The following is a 19,911-nucleotide window of genomic DNA, read 5'->3' as shown; positions in this document are numbered from 1 at the left end:
CGCCGCCGGGTCCCTTTTCTTATAGTAGCTGTATCCGGTGCCCGGCCGACGGGTCGCCGGCCCCGACTCCATGGAACCCGGAACCTTCAGGATCCTCGTCGTCGACGACGAAAGGCCCCTGGCCACCCTCCTCTCCCGCATCCTCCAGGACGCGGGCTACCAGGTGGAGACCGCCCACAGCGGCCGCGAGGCCCTGGAACGGGTGGGGGCGTTCTCGCCCAACCTGGTGCTCACCGACCTCAAGATGCCCGACATCTCCGGGCTCGAACTCCTCCGGCAGGTGCGCTCGGAGCGGCCCGAGGTGGACTTCATCCTGCTCACCGCCTACGCCACCGTGGAGACCGCCGTCCAGGCCATGAAGGACGGGGCCCTGGACTACCTCGTCAAGCCGCTCAAGGAACCGGAGGAACTCCGGCTCGCCGTTCGCCGGGCCCTGGAGCGCCAGGCCCTCGTGGCCGCCAGCGACGTCCTCCGGGGGAAACTCGCAGAGGGGCTCCCGCCGCCGGAGATCCTCTTCGCCGGCATGCCCGAGGTGGAACGGGAGATCCGAGAGGTGGCGGGCACCGAGGCCACCGTGCTCCTCCTCGGGGAGAGCGGCACGGGAAAGAGCCTCGTGGCGCGGGCCATCCACCACCTGAGCGGCAAGGACGGGCCCTTCGTGGAGATCAACTGCGCCGCCATCCCCGAGACCCTCATCGAGTCCGAGCTCTTCGGCCACGAGCGCGGGGCCTTCACCGGGGCGGTCAAGACCCGACGGGGCAAGTTCGAGCTGGCCCAGGGGGGCACGCTCTTCCTGGACGAGATCGGGGAGCTGCCACTCCCCGCCCAGGGCAAGCTCCTCCGGGTGGTGCAGGACCGGGCCTTCGAGCGGGTGGGCGGGACGTCGACCCTGATCACCGACGCCCGCCTCGTGGCCGCCACCAACCAGGACCTCGCCCGGGCCACCACCGAAAGGCGCTTCCGGGAAGACCTCTACTACCGGCTCAACGTCTTCCCCGTCACCCTGCCGCCCCTCCGGGCCCGGCGGGACGCCCTGCCCCGGATCGCCGCCCACCTCGTGGAAACCATCGCGGCCCGGGTGGGCAAGAAGGTGCGCCCGCCGGAAGGGGCGGACTACGAGAGGCTGGCGGACTACCCCTGGCCCGGCAACATCCGGGAGCTCTACAACTACCTCGAGCGGGCCATCATCCTGAGCCGGGAGGGCCGCCTGATGCTCTCGCCCCCCGGCGGCGCACCGCCGCCGGGGTCCGCCCCTTCCGGGCCCGAGACGGGCCCGGTGAAGACCCTCCAGGAGCGGGAGCGGGAGGCCATCGAGGAGGCCCTGCGCCAGACGGGGGGGCACCGCCGCAAGGCGGCGGAACTGCTGGGCATCTCCCTCCGGACCCTCCAGTACAAGCTGAAGGCCTACGGCCTTTCGGGCCGGCGGGGACAGGACCGCCCCGCGGATGAGACACCCGCGGGATGACCCTTTCGGCGAGGGCATCATGGATGGCATGCCGCTTGCTTTTGTTCTGGGGCACGAGCAACCCAATCCCTCCCAACCCTCCTCTCCCCGAAGGCCTTCACGTCATCCGACGGAAGGCCTTCATTTTTTGATGGCGCCGCCGAAACCGCCGCTGTGCCGCAACGCTTCGGACGTGCCCGCCACCGCAGTGTACCCGAACGGGCCTCTTCCCCCGGCACCCTCGCACCCGGCCGGACAGGCCCCGACCGGGCGGAACCCCGGCCTCGGCAGGCGCCCCCCGCGTGGCAGGCACATGCAAGAACTGCACGCCGAACGCAAGATTTGCGTGCACCCCGGAGGCCCGGCGGGCGGCCGGAGCTTGCGGCCGGCCGATACGTCCGGCACAATCATTGCGTGTCGTATCCAAAAGGTATGAAGCATCGAGATATCCAGAAGCCAGCGAGACCCTTCGGACACCGGCCCTGCGGCTGGGGGGCCGCCCTGGCCGCCGCCCTGGTCTTCCTCTGCGCCGCCCAGGCCCCGGGGGCCGACGAGACGGTCTACGACGAGAACACCGAGATCGTCCTCACCGGCACGGTGGCGGCCTTCCCCCCCGCCGCCTTCCGCAGGGGCATGCACGTCTTCCTGCTCCGGGCGGGGGGCCACACCTACCGGGTCCTCACCGCGCCGCGGTGGTTCCTGCGGCGCATCGGCTTCACCCTCCAGCAGGACGAAAAGGTCACCGTGGTGGGGTCCAAGTTCTACGACGTCAACGGTGAGCTGGCCCTCCTGGCCCGCGAGGTGAGGTTCCCCGAATCCGGGCGCGTCCAGACCTTCCGCGACGCCGCCTGCCGCCCTGTTTGGCGCAACCCCGCCTGCCGCAACGCCTCCTGCATCCGCGTCTTCCACTCCGCCCCCGCTCCCGCCCCGCCCGCCGGGCCCTGATCCGGCTGCCGTCTTGCCCCCCGCCGGGGGGCGTGGTAGGAAGGTTCCAGGGAAGGGGCGCGGTCGGGCTCCCGGGCCGCAAGCGGCCCACCGGCCCTCGAAGCTTCCGCTCTTGCACCCGGCGTTTCGGCGGGGCCGTTCCACCTGCAACCCCTGATGGCCTCGTAAAAAGGCCCCTGGGGGGATGGATGAGCCAAAATCGCCAAACGCGAGGCGCGAGGATGTCGAGGAATGAGGCGTAGCTGAGCTCCGCCGCAATGACGAGAGCATCCGAAGCACCGCAGCAGCCCGTGCATTTTCGCGACGTCATCACCCGTGACGCCCGCACATCGAATCCATGAAGCCCGCGGCCGACGACACCGAGACCCTCCGGCGCCAGATGCTGGCCCGGCGGGATGACATCGCCCCGGAACTCCGGGACGACTGGAGTGCGCGGATCACCGAACGGCTGGAAGAGCTTCCGGCCTACCGGTCGGCCGCCCTCCCCATGGCCTTCGTCTCCTTTCGAAGCGAGGTGGACACCCGCCGGCACATCCGGACCCGCCTCGCCCGCGGACTGCCCCTGGCCGTCCCCAAGACCGATCCGCTCCACCGGCGCCTCGTCCCCTACCGGGTCACCGGGATGGACGACCTCGTCCCGGGCCTCTACGGCATCCCGGAACCCGACCCGGAAAGGGCCGCCCCGGTGGCCCCCTCGGACATCGACCTGGTCCTCGTCCCGGGCAGCGTCTTCGACCTCCGGGGCGGGCGCTACGGCTACGGCGGCGGCTACTACGACCGGTTCCTGGCCCATGAGGCCCCCGGCGCCCTCCGAGTGGGGCTCGGGTTCGACTTCCAGGTCCTGGACCAGATCCCCCTGGGGCCCTACGATCAGCGGCTGGACGTCCTGGTCACCGAGCGGCGCACCCTCTTCTTCTCCCGGTGACCCCCCGGACGCAACGGCGGGCTGCCAAAGAAAACGGGCGGCCTTTCGGCCGCCCGCGGTGTTCAGGCCTCCGGCCGCCCGCACATGGGCCTGGCGCCCAGCTTGTACAAGACGATGGCCGCCGGGCAGAACCCCGTGAAGGCGAAGATCAACATGTTGAGGCCGGCCAGGATGGGAAGGGCGAACCAGTAGGGATGGTGCACGATGCCGAGGATGGTGCCCCCGAGCACCACCACACCGGCGATGACGAACACGATGCGTTCGAGGTACCAGCTGTCGGTTCTGGCGCGATACATGTGTGCCTCCTTACTCGGTGGGTCGGTGGATTCCGGGCCCGCCCAGCGGCGGACCTTGACGCCCCTCATTATAAGGCATCAAGCCTCCCTTGTCCCCGCCGAGGCCAGGTCCCGGAAGGCCGCCAGCCCCCGCCCGTCCCCCATGACCACCAGGATATCGCCGCCGCGCAGGACGTAGGACGGCGGCGGCCCCAGGAACATGTGGTTCTCCAGCTGCTGCACCGCCAGGACGGTCACGCCGGTCTCCTCCCGGATGGCGGCCTCGGCGAGGCTCCGCCCCACCAGGGGGCTGTCCTCGGCCAGCTCCACCTGCTCGATCTTCAAGTCGAGTGCCGTGGAGTGGACCGCCAGGTCGAGGAACTCGGTGACGGTGGGCTGCAGGACGGCCAGGGCCATCCGCCGCGCGCCGATCTCGTAGGGGGAGATGACCCGGTCGGCCCCCGCCTGGATCATCTTCTTCTCGGCGTTGGCATCGTCGGCCCGGGCCACGATCATGAGCCCGGGGTTGATGGCCCGGGCGGTGAGGGTCACGTAGACGTTGTCGGCGTCCGAGTGGAGGACGCAGATGACCCCCCGGGCCCGCTCCACCCCGGCGGTCAACAAGACCTCGTCCTGGGTGGCGTCCCCCTCCACGTAGAGGAGCCCCGCCGCCGAAAGCTCCTCCACGACCTCCCGCTGGTTCTCGACCACCACCACCGGGATGCCCCGCTCGGAGATGGTGCGCTGGATGGTCCGGCCGATCCGGCCGTAACCGCAGATGATGAAGTGGTGGTTGAGCTTGTCGATGGCCTTTTCCATGCGTCGTCGCTCCCAGAATCCCCTGAGGTGCCCCTCGAGCACGGCCTGGCTGAGCAAGCCGAGGGCATAGAAGAAGAAGCCCACCCCCACGAGCAGCAGTCCGACGGTGAAGCTCCGGCCCTCGGGGGAGAGGGGGTGCACCTCCTCGTAGCCCACGGTGGTGAGGGAGATGGTGGTCATGTAGAGGGCGTCCCGGAAGCTCCAGCCCTCGATCCACATGTACCCCCCCACCCCCGCGGCCCAGAGCAGGAGGAGCAGGGCCGAGAGCCGGGCCCACCGGCGGGAATACCGGCCCGGGAGCATCCCCTTCATGGCTCAGAGCCGAACCGCCCGGGAGAGCACCTTGCCGAAACTCTCGAGCCCGAGGGCATAGTCCGCCGGCAGGTGGACGTGGACGACCCGGCGCCGTGCCTCGGAGAGCGCCTCGAAATCCCCGGCCGCCTGGGCGAACTGGAGATGCCAGAAGCTCATGCCGAGGCCGGGGATCTCCGGGTAGTCCGCCTCGCGGCGCCGGGTGAAGATGATGAAGGCGCCGGACATGGGGCCGCCCTTGTAGATCTGCCCCGTGGAGTGGAGGTAACGGGGGCCGAACCCCAGGGTGGTGGCGCACCCGCGCTCCTGGCGGACGAGGTGGCGCATGTCGCGGATCAACTCCTCCACCCGGGGGTCGTAGGGAAGGTACGGCAGGAAACCCAGGTAGCCCCAGGAGGGGAGCACCTCGAAGATGTCCCGGAGGGTCCTGGACAGGCTCTTCATGGAAGGGGCCAGCAGCTTGGAGGCCCGGAAGTGGATCTCGCTCTGGGGATCCACCCAGAACTTCACCGGCATCTTTCCCTCCGAGCGGTAGCGTTCCATGACCTCCCGGGTCTTGGCCTTGGCGCTGCCCACGTCCGGCTCGTCGAAGGCGTTGACACCGATGAAGTGGGAGGCCAGGGCCGTGGCCATCTCCCAGCGGAAGAACTCCCCGCCGAGGTCGTAGGGGTCCCGGAGTTCGACCTCCTCCACGGGAAACTCCGCCTCCCGGAGCTCGCGAACGAAGTCGCCGAGGCTCTCCGACTCGGGCACCCCGGCCAGCCGGAGGTAGGCGAAGATCCGCTCGCCCCCGTAGAAGCCCGGAATGCCGGTGGTCTCGCCGAAGATGGGCACGATCCCCATGGTCTCCTTGCCGGTGCTCTCGGCCAAGAGCTGCTCCAGCCAGAGCCCGAAGGGCCGGATGGGGGCGTCGGCGAGCAGGGTGAGCTTGTCGCGGCTCTGGTTGGCGTATTCCCCGAGGAACTCGCCCAGGCGGCATCCCGGGTTCTCCTCCCAGGCGACGTCGGGCCCGCACCGGCGGACCATCTCCTCGGCCCGGTCGAGCAGCCGCCCGAGGTCCATCCCCAGGAGCGCGGCCGGCACGAGCCCGAAGAGGGACAGGGCGGAGTACCGGCCGCCGATGTCCGGGGGGTTCAGGAACACCCGGAGGAAGCCGTCCCGTTCGGCCAGCTCCTCCAGGGGGGAACCTGGATCGGTGATGGCCACGAAGTGGCGGCCCGGGTCGGCCACCGCCCCGGCCACGAGCTCGCGGAAGAAGGCGTACTGGGCGTTGGGTTCCACGGTGGTGCCCGACTTGCTGGCCACGACGAAGAGGGTGGAGGACCAGTCCGCGCCGTCGGCCACGGCCTGGATCTCGCGGGGGTCGGTGGTGTCGAGGACCACCAGCTCCGGGTGTCCCTCGGCGGGGCCGAAGATGTGCGCGAGCACCAGCGGGCACAGGCTCGACCCCCCCATGCCGAGGAGCACCACCCGCCGGATGCCGCGTTCGCGGACGTCGGCGGCGAAGGCCAAGAGATCCGGGACCGCGTCCCGCATCTTCCGGTGGACGTCCAGCCAGCCCAGCCGGTTCGCCACGGCGGCCTGCCGTTCCGGCTCGGCGGCCCACAGGGACGGGTCCCGGCGCCAGAAGCGCTGGAGGATCTCGTTCTTTGCTTCGGGGGAGAGGGACGACGGGCGGATGATCAAGGGATACCTCCCGGGACGAGGATTCGAGGCGGTGACGGGCTCCGGCCGCAGGCCGCCGCCGGGGCATCGCGCCCCGGAGGGCGGCCGGCGGGGGAACGCCCGCCTGGAAGGAACCGCAGACGGTCCAAAGCGAGGCGCCCCCGCACGGCGGCGGGCGCGGGACGCGCCCGGTGGGCAGGCTTCATTTGCGCCCTGGGATCTCGACGCCGTGCCTTCCGCTGGCGGCTTCGCCGTCGCCGGCTGATTCCAAGGTCGTCAATTTACGCGACTCCCAGGGGCCATGCAAGGAGCAGGGCGGGACGGACGGCACGAAACCCGTGGATTTTCCGGGTCCCCGATCCTATAATCTTTTCATGGAACATGCCCGGTTCATCGCCGCCGTGCTGGGTCTTTGTGCCGTCCTCCTGGTCCACGCGGCGGAAGGGAGGCGAGCCATGGAGCTGTCATCCCCTGCCTTCACCGACGGCGCCACCCTGCCCATCCGCTTCGCCAGGGCCCCTGCCGGCGGCCGGAACCTCTCCCCGCCGCTCGCCTGGTCCGCCCCTCCCGAGGGCACCCGGTCCCTGGCCCTGGCCGTGGTGGACCCGCACCCGGTGGCCCGCAACTGGGTGCATTGGCTGGTGGTGGACATCCCCCCCGAGACGCGGGCACTGGCGGAGGGGGCCTCGCCGGGCGGCCTCCCGCCCGGGGCCCGGGAGCTGGTCAATTCCTTCGGCCAGCCGGGCTACGGCGGCCCGCAGCCGCCGCCGGGGACCGGCCCCCACCCCTACGTCTTCACCCTCTACGCCCTGAAGGTCCGCCATCTCGACCTGCCGGACCGGTGCCGGCTTGCGGACTTCCAGGCGGCGATCCGGGGGGCCGTCCTGGCGGAAAGCCGCCTGACGGGGTATCTTGGCCGTTGACCCGGCCGCCTGCGTGGCGGCCCGGCACACACCCCCGGGAGAGATCCATGACGTTCACCGGACGAAAGCCACGATCCCGAAAGAAAAAGACGGCGCCGCCCTCGGCGGCGGCCCTGGTCCGGATGGGGCGCCGCATCGTCTGCCCGCACTGCGGTAACGACCGCCACTTCTTCGAGGTGGCCGAGGAGGTCATGCTGACCACCCGCTACGTCCAGAACGAGGACGGCAGCTTCACGCCGCAGAGCGACGACTCGCAGATCCTCGGCGACATCCGGTTCTACTGCGCCGAATGCAACGCCGACCTCAGCCAGTACCACGGACGCTTCGTGGAGATGCTCTTTTGACGATGGCGCCGCAAAAATGCGCGGGCTGCGGCGTGGCCTCGGATGCCCTCGTCATTGCGGCTGGTTTAAGTATCCATCATTTCTCGACATCCTCGCCCTTCGCACCTGGCGATCTTTGCCGAGCCATCCCCCCAGAGGACTTCCTCCGAGGCCATCTCCCTTGAGCGACGCCCCGCCGGAGACCGGCATCCGCATCGTCCGCGACAACCGCACCTTCCGCGAGCTCTACCCCGATCTCCGGGCCGGGGACGTGGTGGTGGGGCTCCTCAACCTCAAGCCCACCGAGGAATCCCTCTTCCTCGACCTCTCCGAGCGGGGGGTGCGGCTCTTCCCGCCCGCCCTCGCCCAGCATCTGAGCCGGTCGAAGTGCCTCCAGGCCATGGTCCTCGGCCGGTGGATGGTCCCCGACACCTTCGTGGCCCGGGACCGGCACGACCTGGTCCGCCAGCTGAACCGCTACGGCGCCAGGGGCCACGGGGCGGTGGTGACCAAGCAGAACCGCTTCAACTGCGGGCTCGGAATCCACCGGTGGGAAAGCCTCGAAGCGGTCTACAACCAGGCCTGCTTCGGGAGTCTCGCCTATCCCTTCGTGGTCCAGCCCTTCCTGGAAGGAGCCCGCGACATCCGGGTCGTGATCCTGGGCGACTACGTGGAGGCCTACTGGCGAGAGAACCCCAACTCCTTTCGAAACAACCTCTTCTTCGGGGGGCGGTCAGGACACCACCGTCTCACGCCCGAGCAGGAGGCCCTCTGCCGCGACGCCATGGCGCGAGGGCGCTTCCCCTACGCCCACGTGGATCTCCTCGTGGCACCGGACGGCACCGCGTACCTGTCGGAGATCAACCTCCGGGGCGGTCTCAAGGGCGCCCGGATCGACCACCGGGCCTACCAGGAAAAGATCGAGGAGCTCAACGCCGCCTTCCTCCGGGAGGTCACCGGCGAAGCGCCCCCGGCCGAACCGCGGACGTAAAACGGCCCTCCACCTTTCGGCGAGGGCCGTCTCGTCTTCGAATATTCCGGGGGCGCCGGAGCGCCCCGGGTGCGCGAAGGAGGGTTAGACGCAACCCGTCGGCTTCGGCAACCCGGCCATCTTGCAGGCTCCCTTGCCCGGTCCGGAGGGGAAGAGCTCGTAGATCTTCTTGAGCGGGTACCCCGTGGTCTTGGAGAGGATCCGAACCATGGGAGCGATCCCGTTCTTCTTGAAGTAGTCCTGGAGCACGTTGATGATCTTCCAGTGATCATCGTTGAGCTCGGAGATACCCTCCTGCTCCTTCACGTACTCGACCCACTCCTCGCTCCACTCTTCCATTCCCTTGGTCAGGAAACCGTCCTCGTCAACCTCAAACGTCTTCCCCTTGTACTCGACAGTTGGCATCTGGCCCTCCTTACGTGGTGATATCTGGTCGAATTCTGGTCCAGCAAAAATTCCGATCCCGTTCATACTATACGCCCCGGGATTTGTCAACCCGGAGCGACCACCGAAAAGGCCCGAAGGATTTATCTAATTTTCCCCATAATTCCATGGAAATATCCCGGAACGCCGCCCCGGCTTCCATGCGCCGGAATGAACCCCCATTCAGAAAGCACCGCCTAGGCCGCCTCGGCCAGCTTGGCCAATCCCTGGCGGGCCAGATCGAGGTCGGGGTCGATCTCGAGGGCCATCTCGTACCACCGGCGGGCGGCCGCCGCCAACCCGAGCATCCGGAGATTGGTCCCGATGTTGGCGTAGTCGATGGCCGAGGCCGGGTCCAGGGCCACGGCGGCCTCGAAGGCCTCCACGGCCTCCAGGTACCGGCCCTGCTTGTAGCGGCAGAAGCCGAGGAGGTTGTGGACCTCCTTGAGACCGGGGTTCAGGTCCCGGGCCAGCTCCAACTCCGCCTCGGCCCGGGCATAGTCCCCGAGCTCCTTGTGGCACAGTCCCCGGTGACAATGGACGCTGGCGCGGTCGGACTCGGCCGGGCCGAGGGCCAGGGCCTTCTCGTACTGGCGGAGCGCGGCGGAGTAGTCCCCCGCCCGTTCCATGGCGTGCCCCCGGTAGAAGGCCGCCTCGTAGCTTTCGGGATAGAGGGCCTCGATGCGGTCCAGGACGGCCAGGGCGGCGCGGGGATCCGGCAGCGCCGCCGCCACCCGGGCGCCGTGGTAGGCCACGGAGACCCCCCGGGTGCGGTCCCGGAAGTGGGTGCCCGGCGCCACCACATAGGTCACGGGCACCCCCAGGGCCGGGTGGGTGACGTCCACCACGCGGACGGGGAGGCCGTGGCCCAGGAGGTCGGCGGCGGCCCGCTCCACCTCCTCGCGGAAGTTGCGCGAGGCGCAGGACGGCAGGGCATCGAGCCCCACCACCGCGGGGGCCTCCAGGACGTAGCCGGCCTCGTCCAGGGTGGCGAAGAGCGGCAGCCCGCTCTCCACGTATTTCCCGTCGGTGTCGAAATCCCCCGCCAACTGCGCCACCTCGGTCAGCGCCCGGATGAGTGCCCGCTCCGGGTCCGGCGAGGTTCCGGCGGTGTAGACGATCTCGCTCCGGCGGGGAAAGGTGGCGGGATCCCAGGCGATGGCCCCCACGGTGGGGATGCCGTAGCCGAGGGAGAAGTCCTTGAGGTGCACCTCGACGCCCACGCGCTCGAAGCAGCGGAGGAGCCCCCGGGCCGTCTCCCCGCGCACGGAGGCCGGGTCGATGGTGGGGGTGGTCCGCCGGTCGAAGGTCACCAGGGAGCAGACGTGGCGTTCCACCACCTCGGAGAGGGCCTGGACGGCGGCCTCGGCGAGGGAATTCCCCGCGGCGGACCCGTTGTACTCGTTGATGGGCCAGAACCAGGACCAGGGGAGCCGTCCCGCGGTCCGGGCCAGGGGATCGTAGGCCGTCACCCACTCGAGGGGGAGCAGATCGAGCAGCTCCTCGGCCCGCGCCACCGCCCCCGGTTCCTCCAGGGGATCATGGAGGGCGCGGAAGAGGTCCTCCTTGGAGACGGCCCGCCCGTCCACCTCGCTCCAGCGGGCCAGGGGGCGGCGGCCCTCCCGGAGGAAGGAGAAGAGGCTGTAGCGCTCCACGAGCTCCATGACGGCGCTGCACTCGGCCTGGGCCGGGGTGGCGCCCTTTCCCATCTGCTTGGCGGTGCCCGTGAGCCGGGTGGCCTCCGCGGCGTAGAGGCTCACGTAGACGGGGATCCCGAGCCGCCCCTTGTCGATGCGTTCCACGTCGCGGAGGACGGGAAGGCCCGCCCGGCGGAACCGCTCCCGGACCCACCGGAGGGTCTCCTCCGGGGTACAGACCTTGTCGTAGCCGGCGCCGCTTTCCTTGTAGCTGTCGTGCAGCATGTCGCCTCCTTCCGCCCCCGCCTATTCCACGGGCTCGTAGTGGCTGAAGACCATGGTGAAGGTACCCCGGCCCTGCGTGAGGGACCGGAGCTCGGTGGAGTAGCCGAAGAGCCGGGAGAGCGGCGCCGTGGCCCGGATCACCTGGACCGCGCCCCGGGGACCGATCTCCTCCACCTTGCCGTGCCGGGCGTTGATGTCGCCGATGACCTCGCCCATGAAGCTCTCCGGCACCGTGATCTCGAGCCGCATCACCGGTTCGAGGAGCACCGGCCCCGCCGCCTCCAGGGCCTCCCGGAGCGCCACGGAGGCCGCCGCCCGGAAGGCGATCTCGGTGGAAAGCCCCTCCTCGAAACGGGCGGCCTCGAGCCGGACCTCCACGTCCACCATGGGGTACCCCCGGAGGACGCCACCGTCCAGGCCCTGGGTGAGCACCTCGAGCACCAGGGGCTCGTAGCCCTCCGGGAGCGCGCCCTCGGGCAGCCGGCTCTCCACCCGGTTGCCCGCCCCCCGCTCCCGGGGCGCCACCCGAACGGTCACCGCGGCCCGCTGACGGGTGCCGCCGATCTCCTTGTCGAAGCAGCCCTCGAGACGCGCCTCCCGCTGGATGGTCTCCCGGTACACCACCTGGGGCCGCCCCACGTTCACCGGGGCGTTGAACTCCCGGACGAGCCGGTGCATCAGCACCTCGAGGTGCAGCTCCCCCATGCCCGAGACGATGGTCTGGCCGGTGTCCTCGTCGAGGCGCACGTGGAAGGTGGGGTCCTCCTCGGCCAGCTTGGAGAGGGCGAGGTCCACCTTGTCCTGGTCGCCGGTGGTCTTGGGCTCGATGGCCACGGAGATGACGGGCTTGTAGAAATCGATGGGCTCGAGGAGCACCGGATGCTCGGGGTCGCAGAGGGTGTCGCCGGTGGTGGTCTCCTTGAGGCCCATGACCCCGACGATGGACCCGGCCCCGGCCTCCTGGACCCGCTCCCGTTTGTTGGCGTGCATGAGGAGGAGGCGGGCCGCCCGCTCCCGGATCCCCTTGCCGGGATTCAAGAACTCGCCGCCGGCCTTCAGCATGCCGGAATAGACCCGCACGTAGGTGAGCTTGCGCCCCTGGTCCATCTGCACCTTGAAGGCCAGGGCCGCCAGAGGCGCCTTGTCCCGGGGCGGACGTTCGACCTCCGCCCCGGTCTTCGGATCCTCCCCCTTGACGGGCGGGATGTCCACCGGGCTCGGCAGATACCGGACCACGCCGTCCAGAACCGGCTGCACCCCCTTGTTCCGGAGGGCCGACCCGCAGAAGACCGGGACGCCCTTGAGCCCGATGCAGGCCCGGCGGACGGCGGCATGGATGTCGGCCTCCGGGATCTCCTCCTCCCCCAGGTACCGTTCCAGAATGGCGTCGTCCACCTCGGAGAGGGCCTCGAGAAGCGATTCCCGGGCCCGGGCCACCTCCTCCCGCCGGTCCTCCGGGACGGGCCGCTCCTCGAAGTGCATCCCCTGGCTGGCCTCGTCCCAGGCGATCCACGTCCCCCGGACCACGTCGAAGACCCCCTGGAAGTCCTCCTCGGCCCCGTAGGGCAGGGTGAGGACCAGGGGATGGGCCCCGAGCCGCTCCTTCATCTGGTCCACCACGTTCCAGAAGTCGGCCCCGAGCCGGTCCATCTTGTTCACGAAGGCCATCTTGGGGACCCGGTACTTGTCGGCCTGGTGCCAGACCGTCTCGGACTGGGGTTCGACCCCTCCCACGGCGCAGAAGACGCCCACCGCCCCGTCGAGGACCCGGAGGGATCGCTCCACCTCCATGGTGAAGTCCACGTGCCCAGGGGTGTCGATGATGTGGATCTCGTGCTCCCGCCAGTAGCAGGTGGTGACCGCCGAGGTGATGGTGATGCCCCGCTCCTGTTCCTCGGGCATCCAGTCCATGACGGCCTGGCCGTCGTGGACCTCGCCGATCTTGTGGGTCTTGCCGGTATAGAAGAGGACGCGCTCGGTGAGGGTGGTCTTTCCGGCATCGATGTGGGCGATGATCCCGATGTTGCGGATCTTTTGGATGTGCGTTCTCTGTGCCATTGAGACCCCTCGGCGCCGCGGCGGTCGTTGACAAAACGTAACCGATCTATTTAACAAAAAGCATCACCCGCCACAACACGCCCTGCCGCCCGCCGCGCGGGCCAGGAGGATACCCGTGACCCCATCCCCCAAGGAAATCATCGACGCCGCCGGCGTGGAGGCGGCCCTCACCCGCATGGCCCGGGAGATCGTCGACACCCACGCGGAACTCGACGGCCTCGCCCTCATCGGGATCCGCACCGGCGGTGTCCCCCTGGCCGAGCGCCTGCGCCAGCGGATCGCCGCCCTCACCGGCACGCCCGTCCCCACGGGCATCCTCGACATCACCCTCTACCGGGACGACTGGAGCCGGCTGAGTCACCACCCCATCATCCGGAAGACGGAGATCCCCTTCTCCATCGACGACAAGGACATCGTCCTCGTGGACGACGTCCTCTACACCGGGCGCACCATCCGGGCGGCCCTGGACGCCCTCTCCGACCTCGGCCGCCCCCGCACCATCAAGCTCGCGGTCCTCGTGGACCGGGGGTGGCGAGAGCTTCCCATCCAGGCCGACTACGTGGGAACGGCCGTGGAGACGCAGGTGGACGAGCACGTCGACGTCTTCCTCCAGGAGACCCATGGGCGCGACGCCGTGGTCCTCCAGCCCGAAGGCGCCTGAGGCCGGGAGCCGGGCGGAGGCCGTCCGGCGCCTGACCTGGATCCCCCGCGCCGGCTCCACCAACGAGCTCGCCCGCCGGGCGGCGGCCGCCGGGGCCGGGGCGGGCTGCGCCTTCGCGGCCGGGGCCCAGGACCGGGGTCGGGGGCGGCGCGGGCGGTCCTGGTGCTCGCCGCCGGGCCACGGGCTCTACCTCTCGGTGCTGGTGCCCCGCCCGGAGCCGGCGGCTTGGCTGCCGCTGGTGGCGGGGCTCGCCGCCGCCGAGGCCGTGGAGACCGCCGCCGGGCGGGCCGGGGCCGATCCGCCCCTCGTCCGCCTCAAGTGGCCCAACGACCTCTACTGCCGGGGGCGGAAGATCGGCGGCATCCTCTGCGAGGCCGCGGACCGGGACCTCTGGGTGGTGGGCATCGGGATCAACTGCACCACCCCGGAGGCGATCTTCCCCCCGGAGGTCCGCGGCCGGGCGGCCTCCATCGCCTCGGCCACCGGGCGGGCGGTGCCGCCCGGGCGGCTGTTCCGCCCCCTCTCCCGGGCCCTCGGCGCCTGGCTCCACCGCCTGGACCGCGAGGGCCCCGGCACCGCCAGGGCCGAGATCCGCCGCCGGGACGCCCTGGCCGGTCGGGCCGTGGAGGCCGCCGACTGGGGAGCGCCGGACCGTTCCGCCGACCGATCGGCGCCCCTTCGCGGCCGGGCGGCGGGCATCGACGAGACCGGAGCGCTGGTGCTCGTCACCGGGTCCGGGGACCGGATCCACCTCGTCAGCGGCACCCTCCACCCCCTGGAGCCCCTGCCGTGACCCCGCGCGCGTTGCCCCCGCTGGGCCTCACCATGGGCTGCCCCGCGGGCGTCGGTCCCGAGGTCGTCCTCAAGGCCTTCGCCCGCCGGCCCGGCTGGCGCGGCCGGCGGGCCCCCGTGGTCCTCGGCGACCCCGGGGTCCTCCGGCGGACCGCGGCGGCCCTCGGCCTTCCCTTCCGGCCCCATCCCTGGCGCCCGGGGGACGCCCCCCCGGCCGGGGCGATCCCCGTGGTCGAGGTGACGCGGCTCGGCCCCGGCGACTTCCGGACCGGCACCCCCAACGCCGCCACCGGGGCCGCCTCCCACGCCTACGTCCTGGAAGGACTCCGGCGAATCCGGGCGGGGGAGCTTTCCGGGATCGTCACCGCCCCCATCAGCAAGCTCGGCCTCCGCCTGGCGGGGATCCCGTTCCCGGGCCACACAGAGATCCTCGCCGACTTTACGGGCTGCCGGCGGTATGCCATGATGCTGTCCGGGCGGCGCCTCCGGGTGGTGCTCTGCACCATCCACTGCGCCCTCGCCGAGGTGCCCGGCCGGCTCGACACCGGCCGGGTCCTCGAGACCATCCGGCTGGCGGACCAAGCCCTCCGGTGCGACTTCGGCCTCGAGCGGCCGAGGGTGGCCGTGGCCGGGCTCAATCCCCACGCCGGGGAGGCGGGCATGTTCGGCGACGAGGAGGAACGGATCATCGGGCCCGCGGTGGCCGCGGCCCGGGCCGAGGGTATCGACGCCTCGGGCCCCCACCCCCCCGACACGGTCTTCTACCTCGCCAGCCGGGGGCGCTTCGACGTGGTGGTGGCCCAGTACCACGACCAGGGCCTCATCCCGCTCAAGCTCCTCCACTTCCGGGACGGGGTGAACGTCACCCTGGGGCTCCCCCTGGTCCGAACCTCCGTGGACCACGGAACCGCCTACGACATCGCCGGCACCGGCGCCGCCGACCCGTCGAGCCTGCTGGCCGCCGTGGCCACGGCGCGCACCATGGTTCGCCACCGCCGCCGCGCCGGAGGGCGGCCGTGAAGACGGAAGAAGCGGGCATGGCGGGGGCCGCGGAACCGGTGGTGGAGGTGGTGGGGCTCCGGAAGGACTTCGGCGAGCGCCAGGCGGTGCGGGGCATCGACTTCCGGATCCACGCCGGGGAGTGCGTGGGCCTCCTCGGCCCGAACGGCGCCGGCAAGACCACCACCATCCACGTCCTGCTGGGCCTCGTGCGAAAGACCGCCGGCGAGGTCCGGGTCTTCGGGATGCCCGTGCCCAGCCGCCTGCGCCACATCAAGCTCCGGACCGGGGTCACGCCCCAGGCCGACAACCTCGACCCGGACCTCACGGTCCTCGAAAACCTCCTCACCTACGCCGCCTACTTCGACGTGCCGGCCCGGACCGCCCGCGGGCGGGCGGAGGAGCTCCTGGACTTCTTCGCCCTGGACGGCTACCGCGACGAGATCATCCAGCATCTGTCCGGCGGGCAGCGGCGCCGCCTCCTCCTCGCCCGCGCCCTCATCAACGCCCCGGACCTCGTCATCCTGGACGAGCCCACCATCGGGCTCGACCCCCAGGCCCGCCACCTCATCTGGGACCGCCTGGACGCCCTGCGCGCCCGGGGGACGCCCATGCTGCTCACCAGCCACTACATGGAAGAGGTGGAACGGCTCAGCAGCCGGGTCCTCATCATGGACCACGGGCGGATCGTGGCCCGGGGCGAGCCCCGGCAGATGGTGCGGGACCTCCTGGGCCAAGAGGTGGTGGAGGTGACGGGGACGGAGGCGGAACTCGACGGCCTGCTCGCGGCCATCGCCCCCTGCGACGTCACCACCGAGCGCCTGCCCGGCCGGCTCTTCGTCTTCACCCGCGCCGCCTGCCCCGAGCTCGAGGCCCGGATCCGCCCCATGAAGCACTGGGTGCGGCGCCCGGCCGGGCTCGAGGACCTCTTCATCCACCTCACCGGCCGGACCCTCCGGGAGACCGCATGAGCCACCGGTTCCTCAAGGTATGGGCCCGAAACGCCCGGGTCTGGCGGAAACACGTCCGGGCCAGCCTCATCGGCAACCTCGGCCAGCCCTTCCTCTTCCTGGTGGCCATGGGCTACGGGCTGGGGCGCGACATCCCGGAGATCCAGGGCCTCACCTACCTCCAGTTCATCGCCCCGGGGCTCGTGGCCTCGGCGGTCATGTACAGCGCGGCCTTCGAGGCCACCTACGGCTCCTACACACGCCTTTCCACCCAGCGGACCTTCGAGGCCATCCTCATGACCCCGGTCACGGTGGAGGAGCTGGCACTCGGCGAGATCGCCTGGGGGGCCACCAAGGGCCTCCTCTCCGGCGCCATCATGCTGGCGGCGCTCCCCCTCTTCGGGGTCTGGCCCTCGGCCTGGACCGCCGCCCTCCTTCCCGTGCTCTTCGTGGAGGGCGTCTTCTTCGCGGCCCTGGGCCTCATCATGACGGCGCTGGCCGCCAACTACGAATTCTTCAACTACTTCACCTCGCTCCTCATCACCCCGCTCTTCCTGTTCTCCGGGATCTTCTTCCCGCTCTCGGCGCTCCACCCCGCGGCCCGACGGGTCATCCTGGCCATGCCCCTCACCCACGAGGTGGCCCTGGCCCGCATGTTCTGCTACGGCCGCATCGAACCGGGCTGGCCCCTGGACCTGGCCTTCTCCCTCTCCATGGCGGCCGCCGCGGCCTGGGCCGCCACTCGCCTCCTGCGCCGGAGGCTCATCCAGTGACCCGGCTCCGCCTCCCGGACGAGGCGGCCACCCTGCGGCTGGCCGCCCGGATCGCCGCCCTCCTCGGGCCGGGGGACGTGGTGCTCCTTTCCGGGGACCTCGGGGCCGGAAAGACCTTTTTCACCAAGGCCCTGGCGGCGGAGATGGGCATCGACCCCGCCGAGGTGACGAGCCCCTCCTTCGCCCTGATCCACGAACACCGGGGCCGCCTCCCCCTGGTCCACGCCGACCTCTACCGCCTGGGCCCCGGGGTGGACCCGGCCGACATCGGCCTCGACGACCACCTCGACGGGCAGGCGGTGGTGGTCGTAGAGTGGGCGGAGCACCTCCCGCGGGAGGCGGTGGACGAGGCCCTGGAGATCCGGCTCCGATGGACGGGCCCCGCCTCCCGCGAAGCGGAGCTGGCGCCGAGGGGCGAAGGGTGGCACCGGCGCCTCGAGGGACTCTTCCCCCGGCGGCCGGATGCCGAAGAGAACGGGGGAGCGGGCCCTGGACCGCCGGCCTGAGGCCCGCCCGATACCGACGACCTGGAGGAGACGCGGCATGAAGGCACTCGTTTTGAGCGGCGGAAAGGGGACCCGGCTCCGGCCGCTGACCCACACCATGGCCAAGCAGCTCGTGCCGGTGGCCAACCAGCCCATCCTCGGCTACGTCATGCGGCACTTGGCCGAGGCGGGGCTGACCGACGTGGGCGTCATCGTGGCGCCGGAGACCGAGGCGGAGGTCCGCTCCTACCTCGCGGACGGCGCCCGATGGGGCCTTTCCATCACCTTCATCCCGCAGGCGGAGCCCCTGGGGCTCGCCCACGCGGTCAAGACCGCCCGCCCCTTCCTGCAGGACGCCCCCTTCGTGATGTACCTCGGCGACAACCTCCTCGGCACCGGGCTTTCCGAGGCCCTGGCCCGGTTCCGGTCCGAGGGCGCCGACGCCCTGATCTTCCTGAAGGAGGTGGCGGACCCCCGGGCCTTCGGAGTGGCCGTCCTGGACGAGACAGGACGGATCCGGCGCCTGGTGGAAAAGCCCAAGGACCCCCCGTCCAACCTGGCCCTGGTGGGCGTCTACCTCTTCTCGCCCCGGATCCACGAGGCCATCGACCGCATCCGCCCCTCCTGGCGCAACGAGCTCGAGATCACCGACGCCATCCAGGCGCTCATCGAGGCCGGGGGAAAGGTGCAGGGCGAGGTCCTGGAGGGCTGGTGGCTGGACACCGGGAAGAAGGACGACATCCTCGCCGCCAACTCCACGGTCCTCGACGACTACGCCGAGCGCCGGATCCTCGGCGACGTGGACGCGGCCAGCCGCATCGAGGGACGCGTCACCGTGGCCGCCGGGGCCGAGATCCGCAACAGCACCATCCGAGGCCCCGCCGTGGTGGGGGAATCGGCCCGGATCACGGACGCCTTCATCGGCCCCTTCAGCAGCATCGGCCCCGGCAGCCGGGTGGTGGACTCCGTGGTGGAGCACTCGGTGCTCCTCGAGGGGGCGGCCGTGGAAGGCATCCCCCGGCTGGAGGACAGCCTGGTGGGGCGGCATGCCACGGTCCGCCGGAGCGACGGCCGCCGCCAGGCCCTTCGGCTCGCCGTGGGCGACCACTGCCTGGTGGAGATCTAAGCGGTGCCGGCCGGCTTCGCGGGCCGGACGGCGAAAGACCAAGGAGCCTCACATGAAGGACACCTTCTGCGACGGCGACATCTCCGGGGTCATCGTCCGCCGCCTGGCCCGGCACGAGGACCCGAGGGGCTGGCTGTGCGAGGTCTTCCGGCGCGATGAGATCGCCCCCGAGCACCTGCCGGCGATGGCCTACGTCTCTCTCACACATCCCGGCGTGGCCCGGGGCCCCCACGCCCACCGGGACCAGACCGACCTCTTCGGCTTCGTCGGCCCCGGCACCTTCCGGGTCCGGCTCTGGGACGCCCGGGAAGGGAGCCCCTCCCGCGGAGCCCGGATGGAGATCCTGGCCGGGGAGGAGGCCCCTACGGTGGTGATCGTGCCGCCGGGGGTGGTCCACGGCTACCGGAACGTGGGGGAGGGGCCGGGCCTCGTCTTCAACTGTCCCAACCGGCTCTACGCGGGCGAGGGCCGGCGGGAGCCCGTGGACGAGATCCGCTACGAGGATGACCCGGACTCCCCCTTCCCGCTCTAGGAAGGGGCCTTTCCGGGCCGCCGCCCGGCCTTGACAGCACCGGCCCCGGCTTATATCTTGCCCACGCCGTAACGGACGGTCCCATCGTCTAGCGGTCTAGGACGCCGGCCTCTCACGCCGGAAACAGGGGTTCGAGTCCCCTTGGGACCGCCACCTCGAAGATCCGGGCCGGGCCCCCTGGTGCCCGGCCCTTCCCTTTCCTCGACCGGCCGCTCGCGGCGGCGAGGTTCCTCCTCCCCTCGCCTTCCCCGGCCACGCCGCTCCACTTCCGTGCCGCCCCCCGGCCCAGCCGATATCCGCCAACGGGCGGGGACGACTTGCATCGGGCCCGTCCTTGAATATCCGCGAAGCCGAAACTAACCAAAATTATTGCTTTTTTGCCAATTTCGCGCCATAATCTTTGATATGAGGCATTTTGTTTTTATTGTATTCGCCAACTTGTCTTTTGCCATCGTTGCACCCCTTTTCCCATCGGCCACGTGGGCCGCGGTCCAGGGACCCTGCGCCGACTGCCACACCATGCACGACTCCCAGGACGGCGCCGTGGTGACCCCGGGGGCGCCGGTGC

At 70.7% G+C, this 19,911-nt stretch carries 20 protein-coding genes and 1 tRNA gene; 15 read left to right on the top strand and 6 right to left on the bottom strand.

The window, feature by feature from the left end; all coding sequences use genetic code 11:
* Positions 1-70 precede the first annotated feature (70 nt).
* From HCU62_RS09660 to HCU62_RS09650, 3 genes are all read left to right on the top strand, one after another.
* Entirely contained in the window at positions 71-1,465 is a 1,395-nt protein-coding gene (locus HCU62_RS09660) for a sigma-54-dependent transcriptional regulator (RefSeq protein WP_163298644.1), read from the top strand.
* Between the two features lie 411 nt (positions 1,466-1,876).
* Positions 1,877-2,389 carry a MamS/MamX family magnetosome protein gene (locus HCU62_RS09655; RefSeq protein WP_163298643.1) on the top strand — a complete coding sequence of 171 codons (513 nt, stop codon included), beginning with the start codon at positions 1,877-1,879 and terminating at the stop codon, positions 2,387-2,389.
* Positions 2,390-2,726: 337 nt separating this feature from the next.
* Complete coding sequence (locus HCU62_RS09650) at positions 2,727-3,314, top strand: 5-formyltetrahydrofolate cyclo-ligase (protein WP_163298642.1); 588 nt, start codon at positions 2,727-2,729, stop codon at positions 3,312-3,314.
* A 62-nt stretch (positions 3,315-3,376) separates the two neighbouring features.
* On the opposite strand, the gene HCU62_RS09645 is transcribed toward HCU62_RS09650, so the two are convergent.
* The 3 genes from HCU62_RS09645 to HCU62_RS09635 form a co-directional block, all read right to left on the bottom strand.
* Positions 3,377-3,610, bottom strand: a complete 234-nt coding sequence (locus HCU62_RS09645) for a YgaP family membrane protein (protein WP_163298641.1) — start codon at positions 3,608-3,610, stop codon at positions 3,377-3,379.
* Between the two features lie 78 nt (positions 3,611-3,688).
* Positions 3,689-4,720 carry a potassium channel family protein gene (locus tag HCU62_RS09640; protein WP_163298640.1) on the bottom strand — a complete coding sequence of 344 codons (1,032 nt, stop codon included), beginning with the start codon at positions 4,718-4,720 and terminating at the stop codon, positions 3,689-3,691.
* 3 nt (positions 4,721-4,723) lie between these two features.
* Positions 4,724-6,406: a phosphoheptose isomerase gene (locus HCU62_RS09635; protein WP_163298639.1), complete on the bottom strand. Its 1,683-nt coding sequence runs from the start codon at positions 6,404-6,406 to the stop codon at positions 4,724-4,726.
* 353 nt (positions 6,407-6,759) lie between these two features.
* Between HCU62_RS09635 and HCU62_RS09630 the strand changes: the two genes are divergently transcribed.
* From HCU62_RS09630 to HCU62_RS09620, 3 genes are all read left to right on the top strand, one after another.
* Positions 6,760-7,308, top strand: a complete 549-nt coding sequence (locus HCU62_RS09630) for a YbhB/YbcL family Raf kinase inhibitor-like protein (protein ID WP_246325440.1) — start codon at positions 6,760-6,762, stop codon at positions 7,306-7,308.
* A gap of 47 nt (positions 7,309-7,355) precedes the next feature.
* A complete protein-coding gene (locus HCU62_RS09625; RefSeq protein WP_246325439.1) occupies positions 7,356-7,652 on the top strand; it encodes a hypothetical protein in 297 nt (98 codons plus the stop codon).
* 160 nt (positions 7,653-7,812) lie between these two features.
* Positions 7,813-8,622, top strand: coding sequence for an ATP-grasp domain-containing protein (locus HCU62_RS09620; protein ID WP_246325438.1), 810 nt, complete (start codon positions 7,813-7,815; stop codon positions 8,620-8,622).
* Between the two features lie 84 nt (positions 8,623-8,706).
* On the opposite strand, the gene HCU62_RS09615 is transcribed toward HCU62_RS09620, so the two are convergent.
* The 3 genes from HCU62_RS09615 to fusA form a co-directional block, all read right to left on the bottom strand.
* Entirely contained in the window at positions 8,707-9,027 is a 321-nt protein-coding gene (locus HCU62_RS09615) for a TusE/DsrC/DsvC family sulfur relay protein (protein ID WP_163298636.1), read from the bottom strand.
* A gap of 215 nt (positions 9,028-9,242) precedes the next feature.
* Complete coding sequence (locus HCU62_RS09610) at positions 9,243-10,967, bottom strand: YcaO-like family protein (RefSeq protein WP_163298635.1); 1,725 nt, start codon at positions 10,965-10,967, stop codon at positions 9,243-9,245.
* A 21-nt stretch (positions 10,968-10,988) separates the two neighbouring features.
* Positions 10,989-13,025 carry an elongation factor G gene (fusA, locus tag HCU62_RS09605; protein WP_163298634.1) on the bottom strand — a complete coding sequence of 679 codons (2,037 nt, stop codon included), beginning with the start codon at positions 13,023-13,025 and terminating at the stop codon, positions 10,989-10,991.
* A 115-nt stretch (positions 13,026-13,140) separates the two neighbouring features.
* Between fusA and pyrR the strand changes: the two genes are divergently transcribed.
* The 9 genes from pyrR (at position 13,141) to HCU62_RS09560 (ending at position 19,496) form a co-directional block, all read left to right on the top strand.
* Positions 13,141-13,686, top strand: a complete 546-nt coding sequence (gene pyrR / locus HCU62_RS09600; RefSeq protein WP_309474796.1) for a bifunctional pyr operon transcriptional regulator/uracil phosphoribosyltransferase PyrR — start codon at positions 13,141-13,143, stop codon at positions 13,684-13,686.
* Entirely contained in the window at positions 13,646-14,479 is an 834-nt protein-coding gene (locus tag HCU62_RS09595) for a biotin--[acetyl-CoA-carboxylase] ligase (RefSeq protein ID WP_169755592.1), read from the top strand. Before pyrR ends, HCU62_RS09595 begins: the two co-directional genes overlap by 41 nt.
* Entirely contained in the window at positions 14,476-15,498 is a 1,023-nt protein-coding gene (gene pdxA / locus HCU62_RS09590) for a 4-hydroxythreonine-4-phosphate dehydrogenase PdxA (RefSeq protein WP_309474835.1), read from the top strand. Before HCU62_RS09595 ends, pdxA begins: the two co-directional genes overlap by 4 nt.
* A complete protein-coding gene (locus tag HCU62_RS09585) occupies positions 15,495-16,448 on the top strand; it encodes an ABC transporter ATP-binding protein (protein WP_309474834.1) in 954 nt (317 codons plus the stop codon). Before pdxA ends, HCU62_RS09585 begins: the two co-directional genes overlap by 4 nt.
* A complete protein-coding gene (locus tag HCU62_RS09580; protein ID WP_163299401.1) occupies positions 16,445-17,200 on the top strand; it encodes an ABC transporter permease in 756 nt (251 codons plus the stop codon). The genes HCU62_RS09585 and HCU62_RS09580 overlap by 4 nt, the downstream gene beginning before the upstream one ends.
* Positions 17,197-17,706, top strand: a complete 510-nt coding sequence (gene tsaE, locus HCU62_RS09575; RefSeq protein ID WP_163299400.1) for a tRNA (adenosine(37)-N6)-threonylcarbamoyltransferase complex ATPase subunit type 1 TsaE — start codon at positions 17,197-17,199, stop codon at positions 17,704-17,706. Before HCU62_RS09580 ends, tsaE begins: the two co-directional genes overlap by 4 nt.
* Positions 17,707-17,743: 37 nt before the next feature.
* Positions 17,744-18,811 (top strand): glucose-1-phosphate thymidylyltransferase, encoded by a 1,068-nt coding sequence (locus HCU62_RS09570; RefSeq protein WP_163299399.1) that lies wholly within the window; start codon positions 17,744-17,746, stop codon positions 18,809-18,811.
* Positions 18,812-18,863: 52 nt separating this feature from the next.
* Positions 18,864-19,343 (top strand): dTDP-4-dehydrorhamnose 3,5-epimerase family protein, encoded by a 480-nt coding sequence (locus HCU62_RS09565; protein ID WP_163299398.1) that lies wholly within the window; start codon positions 18,864-18,866, stop codon positions 19,341-19,343.
* Positions 19,344-19,420: 77 nt separating this feature from the next.
* Positions 19,421-19,496: transfer RNA gene (locus HCU62_RS09560), tRNA-Glu, on the top strand.
* The last annotated feature ends 415 nt before the right edge of the window (positions 19,497-19,911 follow it).

Source organism: Dissulfurirhabdus thermomarina, assembly GCF_012979235.1.
Classification (GTDB): Bacteria; Desulfobacterota; Dissulfuribacteria; order Dissulfuribacterales; family Dissulfurirhabdaceae; genus Dissulfurirhabdus; species Dissulfurirhabdus thermomarina.
This window is presented reverse-complemented; position numbering and strand designations above follow the sequence as displayed.

Bases quoted from the DNA above. Each gene is read 5' to 3' on its own strand.
- HCU62_RS09660 (WP_163298644.1), top strand. From the start codon at position 71: ATGGAACCCGGAACCTTCAGGATCCTCGTCGTCGACGACGAAAGGCCC.
- HCU62_RS09655 (WP_163298643.1), top strand. From the start codon at position 1,877: ATGAAGCATCGAGATATCCAGAAGCCAGCGAGACCCTTCGGACACCGG.
- HCU62_RS09650 (WP_163298642.1), top strand. From the start codon at position 2,727: ATGAAGCCCGCGGCCGACGACACCGAGACCCTCCGGCGCCAGATGCTG.
- HCU62_RS09645 (WP_163298641.1), bottom strand. From the start codon at position 3,610: ATGTATCGCGCCAGAACCGACAGCTGGTACCTCGAACGCATCGTGTTC.
- HCU62_RS09640 (WP_163298640.1), bottom strand. From the start codon at position 4,720: ATGAAGGGGATGCTCCCGGGCCGGTATTCCCGCCGGTGGGCCCGGCTC.
- HCU62_RS09630 (WP_246325440.1), top strand. From the start codon at position 6,760: ATGGAACATGCCCGGTTCATCGCCGCCGTGCTGGGTCTTTGTGCCGTC.
- HCU62_RS09625 (WP_246325439.1), top strand. From the start codon at position 7,356: ATGACGTTCACCGGACGAAAGCCACGATCCCGAAAGAAAAAGACGGCG.
- HCU62_RS09615 (WP_163298636.1), bottom strand. From the start codon at position 9,027: ATGCCAACTGTCGAGTACAAGGGGAAGACGTTTGAGGTTGACGAGGAC.
- HCU62_RS09610 (WP_163298635.1), bottom strand. From the start codon at position 10,967: ATGCTGCACGACAGCTACAAGGAAAGCGGCGCCGGCTACGACAAGGTC.
- fusA (WP_163298634.1), bottom strand. From the start codon at position 13,025: ATGGCACAGAGAACGCACATCCAAAAGATCCGCAACATCGGGATCATC.
- HCU62_RS09595 (WP_169755592.1), top strand. From the start codon at position 13,646: ATGGGCGCGACGCCGTGGTCCTCCAGCCCGAAGGCGCCTGAGGCCGGG.
- HCU62_RS09580 (WP_163299401.1), top strand. From the start codon at position 16,445: ATGAGCCACCGGTTCCTCAAGGTATGGGCCCGAAACGCCCGGGTCTGG.
- HCU62_RS09570 (WP_163299399.1), top strand. From the start codon at position 17,744: ATGAAGGCACTCGTTTTGAGCGGCGGAAAGGGGACCCGGCTCCGGCCG.
- HCU62_RS09565 (WP_163299398.1), top strand. From the start codon at position 18,864: ATGAAGGACACCTTCTGCGACGGCGACATCTCCGGGGTCATCGTCCGC.